The sequence below is a fragment of the Arthrobacter pascens genome, assembly GCF_030815585.1.
Classification (GTDB): Bacteria; Actinomycetota; Actinomycetes; order Actinomycetales; family Micrococcaceae; genus Arthrobacter; species Arthrobacter pascens_A.
In genome coordinates, this window is sequence record NZ_JAUSWY010000001.1 from 3,287,125 (window position 1) to 3,306,334 (window position 19,210).

General features: G+C 57.9%; 11 protein-coding genes and 4 pseudogenes. 6 read left to right on the forward strand and 9 right to left on the reverse strand.

Annotated features, from left to right (window positions below):
• Nucleotides 1-38: 38 nt before the first annotated feature.
• The 4 genes and pseudogenes from dbpB (QFZ30_RS15140) to QFZ30_RS15155 form a co-directional block, all read right to left on the reverse strand.
• A complete protein-coding gene (dbpB, locus tag QFZ30_RS15140; RefSeq protein WP_307077561.1) occupies nucleotides 39-1,142 on the reverse strand; it encodes a DGQHR domain-containing protein DpdB in 1,104 nt (367 codons plus the stop codon).
• Nucleotides 1,135-2,364 (reverse strand): annotated as a pseudogene (gene dpdA / locus QFZ30_RS15145) (tRNA-guanine transglycosylase DpdA); the annotation flags it as partial. The gene dbpB (QFZ30_RS15140) and the pseudogene dpdA, both read right to left, overlap by 8 nt.
• 15 nt (nucleotides 2,365-2,379) lie before the next feature.
• Nucleotides 2,380-3,513, reverse strand: a complete 1,134-nt coding sequence (gene dbpB, locus QFZ30_RS15150) for a DGQHR domain-containing protein DpdB (protein ID WP_307077563.1) — start codon at nucleotides 3,511-3,513, stop codon at nucleotides 2,380-2,382.
• Nucleotides 3,510-4,400, reverse strand: a complete 891-nt coding sequence (locus QFZ30_RS15155; protein ID WP_307077565.1) for a hypothetical protein — start codon at nucleotides 4,398-4,400, stop codon at nucleotides 3,510-3,512. Before QFZ30_RS15155 ends, dbpB (QFZ30_RS15150) begins: the two co-directional genes overlap by 4 nt.
• A 111-nt stretch (nucleotides 4,401-4,511) precedes the next feature.
• Between QFZ30_RS15155 and queC the strand changes: the two genes are divergently transcribed.
• From queC to folE2, 4 genes are read left to right on the forward strand one after another with little or no spacing between them, the layout of a single operon-like run.
• Nucleotides 4,512-5,201, forward strand: coding sequence for a 7-cyano-7-deazaguanine synthase QueC (queC, locus tag QFZ30_RS15160; RefSeq protein ID WP_307077567.1), 690 nt, complete (start codon nucleotides 4,512-4,514; stop codon nucleotides 5,199-5,201).
• A gap of 1 nt (nucleotide 5,202) precedes the next feature.
• On the forward strand, nucleotides 5,203-5,838 hold the full coding sequence (gene queE / locus QFZ30_RS15165; protein WP_307077568.1) for a 7-carboxy-7-deazaguanine synthase: 636 nt from the start codon (nucleotides 5,203-5,205) through the stop codon (nucleotides 5,836-5,838).
• The gene (gene queD, locus QFZ30_RS15170; RefSeq protein WP_307077571.1) at nucleotides 5,835-6,218 is read left to right on the forward strand and encodes a 6-carboxytetrahydropterin synthase QueD; all 384 of its coding nucleotides are present in this window, start codon (nucleotides 5,835-5,837) and stop codon (nucleotides 6,216-6,218) included. The genes queE and queD overlap by 4 nt, the downstream gene beginning before the upstream one ends.
• Nucleotides 6,208-7,002 carry a GTP cyclohydrolase FolE2 gene (gene folE2, locus QFZ30_RS15175; protein ID WP_307077572.1) on the forward strand — a complete coding sequence of 265 codons (795 nt, stop codon included), beginning with the start codon at nucleotides 6,208-6,210 and terminating at the stop codon, nucleotides 7,000-7,002. Before queD ends, folE2 begins: the two co-directional genes overlap by 11 nt.
• A gap of 153 nt (nucleotides 7,003-7,155) precedes the next feature.
• On the opposite strand, the gene QFZ30_RS15180 is transcribed toward folE2, so the two are convergent.
• The 3 genes and pseudogenes from QFZ30_RS15180 to QFZ30_RS15190 form a co-directional block, all read right to left on the reverse strand.
• Nucleotides 7,156-8,664 carry a hypothetical protein gene (locus QFZ30_RS15180; protein ID WP_307077574.1) on the reverse strand — a complete coding sequence of 503 codons (1,509 nt, stop codon included), beginning with the start codon at nucleotides 8,662-8,664 and terminating at the stop codon, nucleotides 7,156-7,158.
• Nucleotides 8,665-8,666: 2 nt separating this feature from the next.
• Nucleotides 8,667-9,155 carry a hypothetical protein gene (locus QFZ30_RS15185; RefSeq protein ID WP_307077578.1) on the reverse strand — a complete coding sequence of 163 codons (489 nt, stop codon included), beginning with the start codon at nucleotides 9,153-9,155 and terminating at the stop codon, nucleotides 8,667-8,669.
• Between the two features lie 43 nt (nucleotides 9,156-9,198).
• Nucleotides 9,199-12,318 (reverse strand): annotated as a pseudogene (locus tag QFZ30_RS15190) (DUF3427 domain-containing protein).
• A 573-nt stretch (nucleotides 12,319-12,891) separates the two neighbouring features.
• Here QFZ30_RS15190 and QFZ30_RS15195 point away from each other — a divergent pair.
• Nucleotides 12,892-14,706, forward strand: a complete 1,815-nt coding sequence (locus tag QFZ30_RS15195) for a hypothetical protein (protein WP_307077580.1) — start codon at nucleotides 12,892-12,894, stop codon at nucleotides 14,704-14,706.
• A gap of 825 nt (nucleotides 14,707-15,531) precedes the next feature.
• On the opposite strand, the pseudogene QFZ30_RS15200 reads toward QFZ30_RS15195, so the two are convergent.
• A pseudogene (locus QFZ30_RS15200) lies at nucleotides 15,532-15,807 on the reverse strand (IS1634 family transposase); the annotation flags it as partial.
• Between the two features lie 31 nt (nucleotides 15,808-15,838).
• Nucleotides 15,839-16,405 (reverse strand): annotated as a pseudogene (locus QFZ30_RS15205) (IS3 family transposase); the annotation flags it as partial.
• A gap of 266 nt (nucleotides 16,406-16,671) precedes the next feature.
• Between QFZ30_RS15205 and QFZ30_RS15210 the strand changes: the two are divergent.
• Nucleotides 16,672-18,807 (forward strand): CHAT domain-containing protein, encoded by a 2,136-nt coding sequence (locus QFZ30_RS15210; RefSeq protein ID WP_307077582.1) that lies wholly within the window; start codon nucleotides 16,672-16,674, stop codon nucleotides 18,805-18,807.
• The last annotated feature ends 403 nt before the right edge of the window (nucleotides 18,808-19,210 follow it).

A 19,210-nucleotide genomic window follows, 5' to 3' on the forward strand; every position in this document is an offset into this window, starting at 1 on the left:
GGCCGGGTAGCCGATTTCGTCGGACGACTTCACCACGGTTATTTTAGAGCCCTGAGGAGATGGTTCGTCAGCAGCCGAACATCTGTCGGAGTGTTCTGCAAACCATTCCATCGACGCACGTTGTCGGTCGCAAATTCCCACGTTCCGCTCGTCCACGCGACATGAGGCTTGAGCTTGTAGATTGCACTTTCGAGATCCAGACCGGGGAGTTCGGCCGCCGGTACGCCCTCGGTCAGTGAATCCATAACATATCCCAAGGACTGGATGCCCGCCCCATGGGTAAGGCGTGATTTGAGTGGCGGTAGCGCCCATGCCTCCGGAAAGACAGACTGGACGACGGTCCAGAAATAGTTGAGGTGAAGTTCAACCTGTGCGACATCCGCTGACCCATCACTAGGATCGCGATATTGGTACAGTGCCCCCTCGTATAGGCTATTCTCGATCATTCTCAGGACACTGTTGTCCTTGATGTACCCGTCGGGAGTGGTCGGAGTAGCGATCCTTCCGCCGAATGGTGTGCCAATCTGCTTGGCTGAGGCATTAATGTGCGTCATGATCAACGCCGGGAGTTGCTTTCTCGCATATGCCGCGGGGAGGTGCCCAGCCGTGTCCGGCAGGAGTTCATGAATGAGACCCTTGGGCAGGGGTTTTGTGTTATTCACGAGGATGAATTGCGAGCGTTGTTCTGCCTCACCATGTGCGATGAAGCCAACCGCCGCCACGGGAAACTCAGCAAGGTCGGCATCACGAATTGCTGCGCTGCGTTGCTGGCCGTCGACGAGCCAGGCCGGCTTTTCGTCGTCGGGCAATGATTCGTCAACTGGGATGACGAGTTCCCCAACTGTCGAGTACGCCAAATCTCCCACCGGGGCAGTGGGCTCAAATATCACACGTTCGTCAAAGGCCAGGACAATAGCGTTGGGCAGTAGCGGCGAGTCCGACTCCAGATAGCGACGAATTGCTCGGATGTGGCTCAACACTTCGGGCCTCTGATATCCCTGAAGAAGGTCGTTGTCGCGATGAACGCGGGACACTGTAGCGAAGTCGTGGATACGCTTGCCATCCACACCAAAACAATAGATATGCTGTCCACCTTGTTGCAGACGGATCGCCGGAAGCCTCATCTCGTAGCGGTCAGCCATGGTTACTCCTTATTGTGGACACGAGCATATTGCTCTTCAGTTTTTTCATCTTGCTTGCAAGCACCGACATGTTATGGAAGCCGCGACGTTTGTTCCGTTCGGTGCCTCGGAATATCGCAATTTCAATACCCAACTGCCGACATAGCGAGCACTCACACACAGTCCACGGAGCGGCCCTTAGCGTCCGCTCGTACTCAGGAAGGTTGCTCTTGTTGATCTGACAAATCGTCTCGTACGTACCGAGCTCCGTGAGCGTTGTTTGGACAGCCCGTTCGCTGCCATCGAAGTCGCGGAGGGCACGAAGGCACATTCGTTCTTGCGCCACAGCTTCTTTCTGGGAAACTCTCCCTGCCAGGATTGCTCGCTTTAGGGTGGGGTTTCCATCGACTTGAGGGACGCGTAAGGCGATGAACGAATCGGTCTCAGTATGAAAGTTGTTCCGGTCGTCCATGAAGGCTTGTCTAAACGCAGAAGTACTGTCGAAACTCGTCACGCCATATTCGCTGAATGCATCCATTGAGTCGAATCTAGTGATACCCAAAAGGTGCAGTTCTGTGGATGGTGAGCGGACTGCATCGATCGCCCGCAGACACTCAAGAATATCTTTGGTCTTCAAAGGAACCATTCCGCCTAGCGCGATCCGACTGTAGCCCATCAACTGCAACTGACGAACGCTATCTGCGTAACTAGCCGGGCTCCAACCCTGCGCAGCGCCAACCGGTTGGACCTTTAGCCCTTCGTCGGATATGCGAGTAATAAATTCCTCTGCTAAACGAAGGGTGATTCTGCGGCGTTCCGCCCATGCTGCGTCGACTTCTTCAAAGGACGCCTGTGGGTCGTACCCGAAGATAATGTGGTCAACACTCACTCCGGCATCGAAACCGCAGCCTTCGTAAAAATCGAGAGTTTCTTCGACCGTCACAGGAGGGACTAGCTCATCGGCGTAGTTGAAAGCCCCGTTGTCTCCAAGCGACAAGACGGAAGCGGGCAAGCGGAAGAAACGACGTATCCCCAACCTGTAGAGTCGGGCTCGCTGTGCACCCGTGTACTTCCCCGCGCCCTTCATAGCGCCGTCCACGATGGATTTGCTCACCAGGATGCCACTGTAGGGCGGCGTGTCCAGAATCTCGTGCGCGTACAGATCATCCCGCTGCCTGACTCGCGTCGCAGGATATTCATCGTGCTTAAAGTCGTAACCAGGGCTGACCAGGTCCTGACTGTCCGGAAAAAAGAACGTTCATTTCAACGCCGCACGGCTAGTCACGTATGCCCTGGCTAAGTAGTTAGACAATGCGCTGATATGACGTGGCGTGTTTTGGAGTTCGTCCCAGGGCAAGCCCAGTTCGGGCCACGTCCCTTGTGTCCAAAAGCACGAGTCAACGATGAGCCGCAACTCTGCCTCCGCATCCTTAACAGCCGTTGGTGCCGCGGAATCCACATGTGCCATTACGCGCTCCATTAGCCGTCCCATCGCTCGGATTCCAACACCTCCCATAAGCCGGGATTTGGTCGGTGGCAGACCCCACGCTTCAGGAAACGTATTCCTCACCGCGCTCCAGTACGTGATCAGGACGTCCCGAATTCCCTCAGTGTCGGTTGTTCCGGTTGCGATATTGCGGTAGGGAAACAAGACGCCCGATGGCGACTCGAGGGACTCCTTTAGGGCTTCCACGAGGCCTGTATCGGTGACAATGGCAGATTTCCTCGCCTCGTCAGTTGTCGATGCACGCTTTATTATTCCGGAGAATGGCGACAGCGGGTCCTGATTCAGCATGTCGACCAAGGCAGACGGAAGCTTTCGCGTCGGCATCCGTCCGGACGGCACTCGAGTTATCTCCGGCAGAAGTTCTGTTACTAAGTTGGCCGGCAGCGGTTGCACAGTATTGACCCTTAGAAACTGCTCGCGCTGGAGTTCCAAGGTGTCGGCCACGAAACCGGCAATTGGAACGGGTAGACGGCGGTTCTTGGTCCGTGAAAGCGCGAGGCTTCGCTGTTGTCCATCGACGATCCAAGCTGGGCGGGGCCCATCAGGACCTTCACCCATTGGGATTTCGAGCGTGCCCGCAATTACAAGACCGTCGCTGGTCGCTGGGCCGCGACTGGATCTGAATCGCACTTCCGGAGGAAGAGCGAGAATCAACCCGTTCGGAAAGAGAACGTCGGCGCTGTCCAAGTAGTCCTGTATCTGCTTCACATGCTTCTTTTTCTCAGGCCGTTGATACCCGATGAGTTTTCCCGCTTCGCTTCGGCTTATTCGGGCAACGGAGGCAATGAGATCAATCTCTTCAGCGGCCAGAGCGAACAAGTAAAGAGGCGTCCCCTCGTTCTGAAGAACCTTAAGGGCGCGACGTTCGAGCCACTGTTGAGTCATTTCTCTTCCTTTGTGGCGATGCTAAAGAGCCCGCCAAATCGCTTCTGCTCGCAGGCCGAGCCCGAGTCACGGAGCACACGCAGTGCCCGGCTTTTCGAGATCTCTGGTTGCACCCGGCGGATGTCACGAAGAAAACTGAGAATATCAGCATCCGACATAACGGTCCTGTTGTAGGCCTCAAGCTTGCGGGTCCCCTGGACCCAGTTTCTCCACTCGATGTGATCGCGCTGCGCCACCAGCGTCGGAGCGCTCAGGCTCTCGATCCAAGCAACTGCAGTCCGCAGGTTCAGGCTGCCGGTAGTCCCACCCAGGGCAGACCTCAAGCCCCTATCCGCTGGAATACGCAGATGGTCAGGGACCTCGGGCGAACCCCCAAATACAACTACATCTTCACGGTTTTCCAATGTGCTGACGTCCGCGGCCATCGCTGCGGAATATGTTTCAGAGAGAACCAGTAGCGTTTGGCCAGCCGTTTGCTCGGTGAAGTTCGTCTGACCATCCGTCATTAGGCGCCACCAGTCCCTGTTCTCCTTTGGACCGCTGCCAATTGAATCGGCGTGTCGGGGTGAAAAGGTGGCCGCGTAGGCTGGCCACTCTTCATCCGCATCCACCAGTCCGAGCCCTGCAGAGGCAACGACCAAAGTGGGATCGAAACCAGCGCGCCGCGCCGAATATTCCAATTTGAGTGCCTGAGTCCATGCGTCTCCCTGATAGAGCTCCCTCAGACAGATGCGGGAGCGCTCCTTGGCAAGCGCATTGCGCCACTGGATTGCACGATCCTTGAGATGGGCAGACGGAAGGTTTCCGACCCGCAGGCCCTCGACGGGCTGCGCAGATTTTCGGTCAGTGCATGTGACGATCAGGGTCAGTTTCTCTGCCACGCTCATTTGCCCTTGCCTCATAACTGTCGGTGTGCCGTACCTACTGTATCGTGTAGTTTCTCGCTAGGCTGGGTTTACACACCTTGGGACGAGGAGCAGATCGAAGTTAGGGATGGCATGACACGCAAAGCAATCGTTCTACTGAGCGGCGGACTGGATTCAACGACAGTACTAGCGCACGCAAAGAGCGAGGGCTTCGAGCCCTACGCCCTGAGCTTCCGATACGGGCAGCGCCACGCGATAGAACTCGAGGCCGCGAAACGCGTCGCAGAGGCACAAGGCGTCCGCAATCACGTCGTGTGCGATATCGACCTTCGAGTGTTCGGCGGCTCCGCACTAACCGCAGACGTTGACGTTCCAAAGCACGATTCCGTCGACCAAGTAGAAGAGAATATCCCAGTTACTTACGTTCCGGCAAGGAATACAGTTTTCCTGTCTTATGCTCTGGCTTATGCCGAGGTGTTGGGAGCCATGGACATCTTCATTGGCGTGAACGCCCTCGACTACTCCGGCTATCCGGACTGCCGTCCCGAGTTCATAGAAGCATTCGAGGCAATGGCGAACCTCGCAACGCGAGCCGGTGTAGAAGGCGGCATGATCAAGATACACACTCCGCTCATGGAAAAAACCAAAGGTGAAATTGTCCAAATGGGCCTAGCCCTCGGCGTCGACTATGGACTGACTTCATCGTGCTACGACCCGGATGATTCGGGGCGCGCATGTGGCCACTGCGACTCATGCCTCCTCCGCCTCAAAGGCTTCGCGGACGCGGGAAGCCAAGACCCCATCGCTTACCAGGAAGGGTAGCTTGAACTACAAAGTCAAGGAAATTTTCTACACACTTCAAGGGGAAGGAACGCACGCCGGCCGTCCCGCGGTTTTCTGCCGATTTAGTCTCTGCAACTTGTGGACAGGCCGGGAAGCAGACCGTGCACGTGCGGTTTGCAAGTTTTGCGATACGGATTTCGTGGGAACTGACGGAGAAGGCGGAGGAAAGTTCGCGACGCCCGAGGACCTGGCTGACGCGGTAGAGGCAGCCTGGCCGGCAGGCTGGGAGGGCAATCGTATGGTCGTCTGCACCGGCGGAGAACCGCTTCTCCAACTCGACAACGACGCAGTGGCGGCCTTGAAACGGCGTGGCTTTTACGTCGCAGTCGAGACCAACGGTACGCAGATTCCTCCTGACGGCATTGACTGGTTGTGCGTGAGCCCAAAAATCGGTGCCGATCTAGTCGTCTCGGGGGGACATGAATTGAAATTCGTCTACCCGCAGGCCGGAGTTGACCCCACCATCTTTGAGCAACTGGATTTCGGGACATTTCGCGTGCAACCGATGGACGGCCCGGACATCGTTGAGAACACTCGACTTGCCGTCGAGTTCTGCTTGGAGCACCCAAACTGGCAACTCAGCATGCAAACCCACAAGTACCTAGGAATTCCATGACCTTCTTGGCAGAGATATACCGCGAGTTCACTTTTGAAGCGGCTCATCGACTCCCGAACGTGCCTGACGGTCATAAGTGCAGTCGCCTGCATGGTCACTCGTATCGCGTCGAGGTTCATGTCGCCGGTGCAGTAGGCGACGATACAGGTTGGGTGCAGGATTTTGGCGACATCAAGGCTGCCTTCAAACCTCTAGAAGATCAGCTAGACCACAACTACCTTAATGAGGTGCCGGGTTTGGAAAACCCGACGAGCGAGATACTTGCTAAGTGGATATGGACCCGGTTGGCAAACGCGCTGCCCAATCTTTCGGCGATACAGGTGCGAGAAACGTGCACGTCGGGATGTATTTATCGCGGAGACTCACATCATGCTGCCTGACGTACAAAACGAAGCCGATATCCGCGGCGTTGCACTAGATGAAGTCGGAATCTCTGGGCTCAGGTATCCGACTGAGTTCACAGACGGGGCAACGCGGCAGGCAGGCATTGGGTCGTTCGATGTTGTTGTGACTCTTCCCTCAGATCGCAGGGGTACGCACATGAGCCGCATGGTTCAGTTGGTGCAGGAGCAGTTGGCAGTCATCGATCCCCGAGAACTGCCGGTCATCATGAAGCAAGTAGCCGCCAGGATGGACATCGATAGGGCCCATGTCCGCGTTGCATTGCCTATAGCCACGGCCGTCGTCGCGCCTGTGTCCGGCCTGAAAGCGTTCCAGGCAAGTGACCTGCATCTGTCGGCCACCATTGACACCGGTTCATTCACGCTAATCACTTCAGTGACTGCGCAGGTGACCAGCCTTTGCCCCTGCAGCAAGACCATTAGTGACTATGGTGCCCATAATCAACGCAGCGACGTGAAGGTATCGGTCTTCGGAACGGATGGCGACCCGTACCCGCTCAACGTTGCGGATCTTGTCCACCTCATTCGAGCTAGCGGTTCATGCCCGGTCTACCCCGTTGTTAAGCGCCCCGATGAGCGTGCCATCACAATGACGGCGTACGACAACCCCGCGTTCGTTGAAGACATGGCCCGAGACCTCTCGCTGGAGTTGCGAAGGAGAAACGTCGGCCACAGCGTAAACATCCGGAATTTGGAGAGCATACACAGCCACGATGCAGTCGCATCCGTGTCGTGGACTCCGGCTGCTTTGTCCGCCAGCTAAACCAAGCGTGAGACGCTGCCGATTCCGTGCAACTTCTGGCGCTTGGTCTCTTGATCGCCGCGTAACGCTGCCCGGGTAAGCCCGCCGGCATAGTCTCCCGGTGAAGATCGTCTAGTCAGTCGCGCGGGGCCATCGAGTCCCGTACGAGCAACCTTAGAACTTGGCATCGATCTTCGATGTGAGGTCCTTCCAGGTCGCTGACAGAATCTTATTGACCACGCTGTTGATCGTCGCCGCTGTATTCTCGGCCTTCCCCTCCACGACCTGTCGACCTTGCGGAGTGCCGTCTTTGATGGTTCGGGTTTTTAACCGACCCTCTCGGTCCAGTTTGGAGCCTGTTATGGCGATCCAGTGCTTTCGGTACCGAAGCCATTCAATTGCCTTCAGACGTGCTTTTAGTTCTTCGAGCGGCACGACTGGGTCTTGTGTCGCGACATTCTTGGTCGCTGCTAGATAGGCTTCCTTCGCTTCATCCGCCGTCGTGTGCTCGTCTCGGCTCATGGTGCCTATTGGGCTGGAAAGAGGCGAGATCTTGTCACGTCGGCTGTCGTAGTACGTAATCGCAATGGCTTTAAGCGCGAAGGCCCATCCGTGGATATACAGGCGCCGATACGGTTCCGAATCCTTCGGAGTGGGATCCGGCCAATTCTCTCCGAACAATTCTTGGAGAAGTTCGATGAACTCACGGCAGAACGGGAGGAGCGGTTCAACGTGGTAGTGCTTGATCTGCTCCGGCTTCTTCGTGCCGCGTGAAACCACGTTCATCAGCATCTGATCGAGAGTGGAGAGATCAACAATGTTTTTGGTCGCGGTCTCGGTGGCGCCCACAGAGCGGCCATCAGCAAGGCGCCCTTCAAAAATAGTTCCCTTGATGGCCTGCGTGCGGAGCTTCGCGAGTGCCGATGACCCGTCCATCTGAGCGACTAAATTCTTATTCTTCTTGGACCCACGGCCGTTTCGGTCCGCGAAACTCTGCCCAGCTTCTTCTGTCGTAACGTTAAGCTCGATTTCAAGAGTTGTGCCGAAGGAGTCAAGCGCTCCCCCTTTGATGGCCACACCAGTGCTGGCGGCCTGAAAGAGCGCCGCTGTCTGTGTCTGACCGTCGGACTGCATGACCGGTTTCTTCGGTAGATAGAGAATGCCGTACAGCGCCATGGGGTTCGACTCATCTAGGGTAACGAAAATCGTATCGTCGAAGACCTCGCTGGATTGCCATCCGCTGATCGGCGGGAGGTAGGCCGAGCGATCCCCCCGGACAGCTTCTACGAGATACTGCTTAAAGTTGGCGAGGTTTTCTTTTTTTGCGCCCTTGAAGTCTTGCTGCGTTTGATCGTGCGCTTCCTTCATGCCCAGGGCCTCAAAGTCTTCGATGGGCGGTGCTGAAGGATCATACTTGACGATGTCAATGAATTGGCGAAGCGTCGGGTGCATCAGTGTCGTGATTCGGTAGTGCGGGCTGGCGCCCTTCAGGCTCAGCGTTGCGCCGTTGATCATGTGACGCCTGGACAATTCGTGCTGGAACTCGAACCTGTGGTTGAGGTATGCGTCCTGGGCGTCCAGGTTGCTCTGGAAGCGCACGATCTTGAGGCCTTTGAACTTCGGGTCACCGGGTATCTCAGCATCTGGGATTAGGTGAACTTGAGGGATGACGGGCAGGACCATGGCTACGCCTCACTTAGCATATTCTGGTTGGGCAGGAAGGGAATGACTGGCGGTGAAGACATCGGAGCGTTCTCCGTCGGGACTCCACCCGCGAGGCGGAGCTTGGCGGGAATGGTGACGAGCTCCACACCCAAATTCAGGACTTCAACGGCAAGTTTCACTTCTGGCTGCCAACCGAAGGCCGCAAATACCCCTTTTACTGGACGCGAGAAGTCTTCAGCCAATCGGGCGAGGGCAATGTACGTCAGGAGCTGGCCCAGTCCCTCATATGAACCGATTAACTTGAATTCCCAAACCCGGAGGATGTCCGAAATATCGACGGTCCGCATATCTGCCCGCATGAATGAACCATCGAACTTATATTCGGTCTTAAGCAGTTTTTCGGTGGGTCTGAATTCCCTAAGCCGACTGGCATACATATCTCGAATTCGACATTCGTGTGCAAAAATAGCATCCGCCGGAAGATCGTTCCCTTCCAAGTAATCCCCCATCTCTTCAAGAGATCCTACAATAGAGCGAAGAGATGCTGTCAACCTACTGCGCCACGGCAGCAGCTGTCGCATATACATCCGCCGGCATCGACCGATGCAGCTTCCATGTGATCGCAATTGGCCTCTCGCCCACGTGCTGAACGTAATCAACCTGCCCCAGGCATGTGTAGGGAACGGTCAGACCGGTCGCGTCATCGGCCGTACCTCTGATGAAGATCAGGATTTTCGAGCCGTGCGAATCCTTGTCCAGGTACCGCCTCCCCGTCGAGCTGCCGGGTGAGGTCGCGTTCTGCGATTCCCAGTGGAACAGCTCGGGGCTGATGGCGTAGTCCTTGTACATCGTCGTCGCCGAGTGCTTTCGGTCGTCCTTGTTGAGTGTGACAAAGAAGGCGTCGGTGGAAGTAGCCGGGCACCAAGCCACGCCTTCGCGGTGTTGAACGTTCTTGCCGAGCTCCAGCGACCCATACTGGAGAGCCGCAAGGATCTCTTCGCGGCGGTAGGTTGCGTGCGAGAGCAAAGGAACATCCTGGAGACCTGCGCCCAAGCCCTTAGCGGCGTGCTTTGAGGCGGCCAGTCCGAGCTTCACGAGCTGCCGAATCTCGCCGGAGACGAACTAGTAGCCGCGCAGATAGTCCAGGCCGGCGTCGTACATCTGGAAACCGCCGCCGTCGTCCCACAGCGTATAGAACAGCATCCTGGCGAAAGCCTGCTCGCGCCTTCCGAGCTCCGCGTAGCGGGGCGCATCGGCGCCAACCAGCATTGAGTAGGCCTCTGCGCGTTCCGGATCGTCCACATGGATCAGCGCTGCCATGCGGCCGAGGAGCTTCTTCTCACCGGCATCCGAGAGCTCCTGAATCCTCCCAATCAAGACCGACTCCAAGGGTGAGAACCCCTCAATCAGCCCCGCCTGGCGGAGGTAGCCGGTCCACGAATCCCTGGTCGAACGGTAGATCGACTTCACGTCGTTCCCGGACCGCTCCAGATAGGCCTCCAGCTCGGTCTCCGCATACGAGGCAATGTCCCGGACCAGCTGCACACGGTTGAACCGCAGCTGTGTCTTGATGTTGTCCATCACCACTTTCTGCGCCACCCGGTCCAGCACGATCTGCGAGCCCGATGGCAGGTACGGGAACTCGTCCTCGACTGCCTTCTCCAGCTCCTTGCGCCCGTAGCCCGTGAGCGCGCGGTAGCGCAGATCAAATCGGAACTCACGGCGTTGCTGGCCGATGAAGTCCATAACAGTCAGCACCGCTTTGCCCTCGGCACGGCGCAGTCCACGTCCCAGCTGCTGAAGGAAGATCGTCGCGCTTTGCGTCGGCCTGAGCATCAGGATGGTGTCCACCTGCGGCAGATCCAAGCCTTCGTTGAAGAGGTCGACGGCGAAGATGCAGTTGATCTCCCGTCTGCGGAGGCGTTCCAGTGCCGCTGCACGCTCGACGTCGTCGGTGCTGGCGTCTACCGCAACGGAGGCGATGCCGGCACGGTTGAAGACCTGGGCCATGTAGTGGGCGTGCTGGACCGAAACGCAGAAGCCGATGGCGCGCATCTGGTCGGTGCCGGTCACTTTGTCGCGGAGTTCGCGGATCACCTTGGCGGCGCGGGCGTCGTTGCCGGTGTAGAGGTTGTTCAGCTGCGCGGTGTCGTAGCTGCCGCGTTTCCACTCCACCTGGCTCAGGTCGACGTCGTCCGAGACACCGAAGTAATGGAACGGCACCAGCAGGTCGGCGTCCAGGGCGTCCCACAGCCTGAGCTCACTGGCGGTGCGGCCGTCGAAGAACTGCTTGGCGACGTCGACTCCGTCGCCGCGTTCCGGCGTCGCCGTAAGTCCCAGGAGCTGCTGCGGCCGCAGGTGGTCCAGCAGGCGCCGGTAGGTGGGTGCCATGGCGTGGTGGAATTCGTCAATGACGACGACGTCGAAAAAGTCCGGCTCCAGCTGTTCCATGCCGAGCGAGGACAGCGACTGGACGGAGGCGAAGATGTGCTTCCACTGTGCGGGTTTGTGCTCCCCCACGTAGAGCTCGCCAAAGGCGCCGTCCTGCATGACGTCACGGTAGGTGCGCATGGCCTGTTTCAGGATTTCCTGCCGGTGGGCGACGAAGAGCAGCTTCAGATCGCGGCCGGCCGATTCGCACAGGCGCTTGTAGTCCAGGGCAGCAATGACGGTCTTCCCGGTGCCGGTGGCCGCGACCACGAGGTTGTCGTTGAAACCCTTGAGACGCTCGGCTTCCAGATCCTCGAGCATCTCCTCCTGGTGGAGGAACGGCTGGACTTCTAGCCCGGTGGCCGCGCCTGGGACTGCCGTGCGCCGGCCGCCGTTGCGTTCCAGGGCGGCGTCCAGCTTTTCGCCGTCGCGTTGCGGATCGTAGCTTTGGAAGGCGCGCTGCTCCCAGTAGCTGTCGAAGGTGACCTCGAACTTCTGCAGCAGCGTGGGTGTGCCGACCGAGCTGAGCCTGACGTTCCATTCGAGGCCGTCAAGGAGGGCGGCCTGGCTTAGGTTGGAGCTGCCGACATAGGCGGTGTCAAAGCCGGAGTCCCTGCGAAACAGCCAGGCCTTGGCGTGCAGGCGGGTGGCCTGAGATTCGTAGTTGATCTTCACTTCGGCGCCGTACCGTTTGACGAGCTCGTCGATAGCGCGGCGCTCCGTGGCGCCCATGTACGTGGTGGTGAGGACTCTGAGTTTTGCGCCGCGTTCCTTGAGCTCTTCGAGCGCCGGCTGGAGAAGGCGGAGGCCGGTCCAGCGGACGAACGCGCAGAGAAGATCGACGGTGTTGGCCGACTCAATCTCTGCTCGGAGCTCCGCGGCGAGGTTCGGATCGTCCTTGCTGTTGGTTAGGAGCGCGGAATCGCTCAGCTTAGTTGTGGGGCGACGGAGTTGTCTGCGCTTGAGTGCGTCCGGGCGGTGGAGGGACTGGAGTTGGGTTGGGCCGTCTGCGATGCGGTCTGCAGTGTTCAGTTCCTGGAGAAGTCGGTTGGCCAGGGCAACCCTGTCTGCTGGCTTGGCCGCAGCGAGCGACTGGCGGACTGCGTCGGCCACGTGACGGGACAGGACGTCTGGGGTGTCTTCGTCATCAACATCTGCGAAGCTCGGACTTAGATCCGGCAGTTGTTCCACCCTCAAGGCAAGGGCTTCTGTGTGCAGCAATTCATATATGCCCTCGGGCAAACGCGCTGCCGCCTGTCCCCCAGTGGATGTAGTCACTGCGCCAGGGTATTGCGTAAGTACGACAATGACGAACTTTGCGCTACATCAGCTGATGACCACTCACTTCGAACCGGTATTGCCGCCTGCGAGACGGGACGAAGAAGATTGTGATTAGCACACTGTTCCGACGCACAGAACCTGCCGGATGAATCGGCAAAGGCATCAACAGGCCGTGCCGAAACGTACAATCAAGGCATTTCGTGGCGCACTGTTTTTCATACACTCAACTGGTAGCCATAGCGAGATATTCGACGCATTGGTTGCTGGTCGTGATGCCTTCCAACGCCGGTTTTATGCCCCTGCGCGCGGTCGTCCTGGAGACCGTTGATGGCAGATATGACCAAAGCTCGCATCTAGGCGCCCGTTTGTGTCGCTCTTAGTGGATAGTGGGCATGTCGGTAGTGGTAACAGCCGAGAGAGTTGGGACCATATGATGCAAGCACCTCCGGCTCTAGTGGATCCCGCTGCCTCTTCGAGCCATAATGAGGATCAGAACACAACAACGCATAGTCGTTCACAATTGGCAGGAGCACCTTGAGCCCGAGATCATGGTTTAGCAAACTCTCGCGCGATGACGTCTCTGTCTATCTTTATTATTCAATTCCTCGCCTGATCTTGAATGTTTTGGTCGTGGGCTCCCTAACAGCGCTCGCATCAATTTGGTTATTTGAGCCGTATATAAGTGTAACCAAAGATAAAATCGTCCTTGCAATTGCCCTAGGTTCGATCGCCGCAATTTGTAGCATTGCTCGCAGAAACATCTCAGGGCAACTTGAAGATGGTCCAATGAAGAATGCTGCCCTCGTTCACTTCGATCAATCTGTCACGGGGCACCCGTCCGATAAATTCGCCAGAAGCCGAACTCAAGTGGATTCGTCCGTAAAAGCCGAACACCTGGGCTTACCGGAGATAATGGAATTGGCAAAGTGGGCAACGGCCGACGACGTGCAGCGAGCAAGCGGTTACGTCTTATCCTTCCTCGAAGTAGTAGTTAGGGCTCGGGACAAGTACACCCTGACGCCGCCCACGATAGGCGTAGAGACGCTGGAAACGAGACGGGTTCCTCGGTCCTCATTACCCGCAGAAGACGACGTCGAATCTGATGCTGACCCACGCCCTGGGCAAAAAAATGACATAATCCCCCTTGGCTGGATAGAAAAGGGATTTCTACTTAACGAATTTTCTGCAACCATAGATGACGATAACGTCGACCTCTTAGGCTCCAAAGAGGCTCATGCGGTATCTCTTCTGACGGTGGATTCATTAATGCTTCAAGTTCTTGGGGAACACCACGACCTTCTCCAGCGCCAAGTGCGAGAGGTCATATTGTCAGACAGACAGCTACCCGATAAAAAAGTCAAAAAGCTGCTTCATCAGATAAAAGGACGATGCGTATCGGATCAGGATTCAGAACAACAGAAGCTATTGGTTTATTTGTGTCAGTTGATATTGCAACTCTCCAAACAACAACTTATTTACGGCGTTACTAAGGATTTGAAGCGAGGTACTTTCATCACGGTAGGACGTTGTTGGAGCATTAAGCGGCGCCTAGTTTCCGGTGGCGTCCATAGACCAGGACATGCAGCCGAACAGCTTAGGGCTATCCTGGGCCTAGCGCCGCGTCTATTTTTCGTTCGTATGTTGTCGGTCACCCGCGCGCATAGCTACCATCTGGAGGCTGTCATACCGGAGGGAATGTACTACTACAAGGGCATGGCGGTGGTGGACGGAAAACAACTACCTAGCAGTAATGCCTCAACGGACGGCCGCGGGGTCGCCTTTCCGCACAGCAGCAGCATCGGGACAACGCTAGTCCACGAAACTTATAGGGATATAAAATCCTCTCGCTCAATGGCCGAGTCTTCGGGCGCCACCGAGGAGCCTGATCCAGTGGCCTATTTCGCCCTGCATGTCAGAGAGACCCCTCCGGGAGCAGGATTGGCTCTGTTGATGGGATCGCTTGCCACCGGCTTCTTGGTGTTTTATGTAACCGGGTTTTACCAAGCGCACCAGGCTGAGGGCTCGATCCCAGCAATCCTCGCCAGCCTCCCCGCAATCCTCGCAGGCTGGATGGTCAGCCGACTTAGCGCTGATTCTCTGGCACGGATGTCGCTGGCCACCGCTGGCAACATCGCTTGGTACATCGTCAACTCTCTGTTTGCGGCGTTACTGCCGTCCGCACTGGTCGATGCCCGAAATCGCTCAGAGCAGTTCGATTTTCTTGAACTGCATTCCGACTCAATCCTCATTGGGCTGCTGTGCTTGAGTGTCTCCGCAAGTTTTTTTTCGATAGGATGGCACTTCCTGTTGCGAAGCTGGAGATACAACGACCGACTGGCCGCTTGGTAAAACATTTGGGCTAGGACAGCGTGGGATCTATCCCATTTGCCTCTTCTGTAGCATCATGAGGGCATGGGTCGCATGTAAGCCCATTTGAACAACTTAGTAGGGAGCCACAGTGGGGGTTTTAGTGCCGTCGGGTCAGCCGACCCAGCTTGTCGGACTGCCGGCCTTGTCCGAACACACCTATGAGGTTCTGGGCAAGAGTATGAAAGAAATCTACAGCGAGTACGTTCGGAAGGTTGAGGACACCTCCACGAGCATTCTCCCTCGACTTCCGCAGGCAAATCGAAGCAAGTAGCCCTAGGGCTCCATGTGCGCCGCCGATAACCGTTTCCTCCCATCGACGTGTCTACCCAGCCTTCTAACATGCCCAGAGTGATTCCCTAGAGTCAGTGAACGGTTCCGGTATGAAGGGTGGATGGATGCGCCTTCGGATACGGGGCAGTCGCAGCCCGATGATCGCTGCCTAAATCGGATCCTGCAAGTATTCGGTTTATCAATCCCGATCTTTGTCGAACCTGCTAGACCAGACGGACGTACGACAGGGTCTAGCGACTTCGGACGACCATGCGCCTAAGGCGTTGAGCGCGACCACCGCTCCTATAACCAGCCTTAACTCGAAGTTTCCCATCGCCGTAGCAGGGCGAACCCAATCCGTTAGGCTGCCGGCTGAATGGCGCTGGCCGCTACGCCGCTGTGCATGTCAATCAATGCACGGTGGTGCCGGTGGGCGCAAACCCGCTACAGCCGCCGCTGCCGGAACATCGGGAACAGCTCCCGCACCCTCGCTACCATGTCAAGCGAGACATCCACCTGACTTGGCTCTTTTGCTTAGTGCGTGAGTTTCGGGCCGTGGATGGCATCGAGAATGGCCTGCTGCTCGGCGGCGATGTTGGGGGCAAATGTCTGGGTGGTGCCGTTGATGGTGATGGTCGCTGAGCGCAGGGGCCGGAGTTGTTTGATGACGTTACGCACCGCGAGTCCTGTCCTGTTCTGGACGGTTCGTGAGACGGCAAGCGCTGTGAACACGATGGTCAGGTGTGCCTCGATCGCGTCGCGCGTGCGGTGGAACATGGGCCTGGCCCGCAGGTCCGACTTGCTCATCCGGGACTGCCCCGGCTTTTGTTGACTCGGGGTCTTAGGCCGCTGTGAGCGCGGTCCGGTTGATTGTTTCATATTCGATGGGCGTGAGTTTTCCCAGCCGTCTTTGCCGTCGCCGCCGGTGGTAGGTCCTTTCGATCCAGGTCGTGATTGCCAGCCGCAGGTCCTTCCTGGTGAGCCACCGTTGACGGTCCAGGACGTTTTTCTGCAGCAGCGAGAAGAACGATTCCATCGCGGCGTTGTCCGCGCACGCGCCGACCCTGCCCATCGAGCCTGTCAGCCCGTGGTGCCGGAGAGACTCGACGAACCGGCGTGACCGGAACTGGGAGCCGCGGTCCGAGTGCACCACGGTCCTTGCCGGGCGGCGTGCCCGGACCGCGTTCTCCAGCGCGGAGACCGCCAGCGAGGATTTCATCCGCGAGTCCATCGCGTACCCTACGATCCTTCCGGAATAGACGTCCTTGACCGCGCAGAGGTAGAGCTTGCCCTCGGCGGTGGGGCGCTCGGTGATGTCTGTCAGCCACAGCTCGTTCGGCGCCTCTGCGGTGAAGTCCCTCTCCACCAGGTCATCGTGTACCGGTGGTCCGGGTCTGCGGTTCAGGCCCCCCGCCACGGGACCCGCATCGAGAGGTGTTGAACGCCGACCATGGCAACCGACCTTCCTGTGTAGAAGCACTTACTGTTGATCAGATCGGGACTGTTCCGAGAGCCAAGCTAAGCCCGGACGGGCCCTCCCTTAGCACGGCTCACTCAAACTTACCCAAGGGGAACGCCACGCATGATTGCGACACCCAGGCCACAGCTGGAGAGATGCAAGAATAGGGCCCGTGCCCGCCAAAGGGAGGCTCGGACATTGGAGCAGACTTCTAGATGAGCGAACCAATCCTCTACGTGGTGGCTTTCTCCTCGGAAGACGACTCGGATGCCGCATATAGCCCCATCACTACTGACTGGGAGCAATCGGGAGAGGGCAGTACGCGCCCCCAACTGCTAAGCCGAGAGATAGTTCCAGCCCTTCCGGCTCTTTGGTATTGTCTTCATCTGCCCAAGAGCCCTCATGACGTTGTCGATATTCGAATCAAATACCTGCCTTGGCTTCAGAAGGCAGCCTTCGCGCACAATGTGCTGCTAGTCCCTATGGGTTTGGTGCGCCGGTCGGTGATGGGGATTCCGAACGAATGGTCTCGCACCCTGCTGATAGGTCCTGATGATGAGCGCGCGGAGCTAGACCGATTGGGCCGCGACCTTGGCTTCGGCCTGCCCGTGGCCGTGTTCTCTGAGCTGTCCACGATGTCGTTGCGGACCCATTGGAAGGCCATTGCTGAGATCCATGCTGGTCCTGTTCCTGCAGGATTACGCGAAACCGACATCGAACCTGTTAGGGCATTGGATACGGCGGGAATCGAACTGCCCACGCGTCGCCTACTACGACAACTCGGCAACAAGAACATGGAGCTGCCGACCGATCCAGAGAGCATGGTTCTTGAGGCCTGGAGAATACAAGCATTTGTCTCCGCACTCGCTCGACTTGACTCCGAGAACTGCACAGCGGCAGAGGCAGGGGATCGATTATCGTCGGAGTGGGAAGCCGCTGCGCAGCGACTTCGACGCCCACTAACGATTGGGCTGCCGGGTGTGTCCCCGAAGCAGCGGCGTCTGTACCAGGTGCAGCACGAGGATACGCCTACGCCCGTCGTGACCCCTGGTGGCCCATCCATCTCAGCTTGGCCTGAACGTTACGAGGTTGCCTCCGATTCTGAGATTGAGTCCTCGGCCATCGCGCTATTGGTTGCGCATCAAGCCGTCGCCGACGACTCCATAGGGATGATGATGCCTGCCGTTCCTCCCAAAGCATTCACAGCCCTGGCCGCATTAGAGCAGCACTGTTCCGACCTTGCAAAGCGTGGCCAAAGCGCGCGCCCGCCGGCTGTGCGAAAACTGCTAAAGCAGCTGAACAAGGCAATGCTGCCAGTTTGGGAAGCCCCCTTGGCAAACAACCTAGTGCGGTCCTCCGCCCTCACCGTCATTGGAAGCTTCCCCATCGGACTGAGCAGCCCTCCGGGATCATCTGACGCGCTCTCATGTTTGATGCCTGTTTCGTACCGTCCGCTCCTGCCCTTGACCAGGTCGGTCCCGAACGGTTTGTTGCCACGACGCGACGCGCAGCTTGGCGAAGGATTCAAGGTGCTAGTGGCCGAGTGCATTCTTGCCGAGGACCCGGTCGGGCAAGCCTCTCGACGGGCTTGGGGGGCCGTCTCCGCAATGTTTTCCCGAGACGATCCTCGGTCATCGATGACATACCAGGTAACCTTGTCGGTCGATGATTTAAGAAGTGCCATCGCAGAGCACACGCCAGACGTACTGGTCATTAGTGCCCACGGGTTTTCCAATCCCGCGCAGAATGTGGCGGGCATCCAAGTCGGAAAAGAGCTTTCGCTGGGCATCGACCTTGGCCCGCTGCCGCCGTTGGTCATCTTGAGCGCCTGCCATGTCGCACCGAGAGGGACCGGCGCCGTTACGGTTGCCGATCTTCTTCTGCGCGAAGGGGCCATCGCCGTGCTAGGGACGCTGGTGCCTGTGAACGTCCTACACAACGCGGTGTTGATGCAGCGCTTGTTGGTATACATGACCGAAGTTCTGGCCGGCCGAGAGGATCATAGGTCGGTCCGCGAAGTATGGCATCGCGTTCAGACGAGCAACGCCGTCCACGATGTGACGTCCGGGCACCCGATGTTTGAAAAGTGGTTCATGACTCGGCCTCCTGCCGGCGGTCCCTCCCCGCACGAAATATTCAAGCTAGGCGGTTCAGCGAAGCGGCTCCGTCGCGGGAACGTCTACGGTGATACGGAAGCCCGCTTGTTGGAGATCGCCGACGGTTTCGGGGACAAGGATCGCGTTACGAATTGGTTGAAAAATGACTATGTTCCGGAGTCTGCCTTCTATTGCCTCATCGGTGATCCCGATCGGATTCATCTGCAACAGCCCAAAGATCCATCCAGTATCTAAGCGAACACGGCGAAGGCCGTAGGCGAGAGGGCATCCGCGCGGGAGCATAGGCGGACCGCCCCTGATCCGGAGTAGTGCAGATGCGCCAGCAGGGCCTCACAACCCGGATCATCCCCGCGGCCGCCGGGGTGGCATCCAGCACCGTGCGGCATCACCCGGCCGGTGCCGCACACCTGGAACCGTCCATCCGGAAGGAGCAGTCAACGCGACCCCCAGTGCTCCTCGGGCGACAGCATCAGCCTGGCGGAACTTGGAGGCCGTCCTAGCCCTGCACAGAGCCGAGGGCTGGCTGCCACCAGCAGTGACGCCACCGCATTGGAAAGTGCGTTGGGTTTGGCTGCACCGGCCCAGGCAGGAGACCGAGACTGGCAGTCCCTCCCCCGTCTACAGGCGGCACTCGACG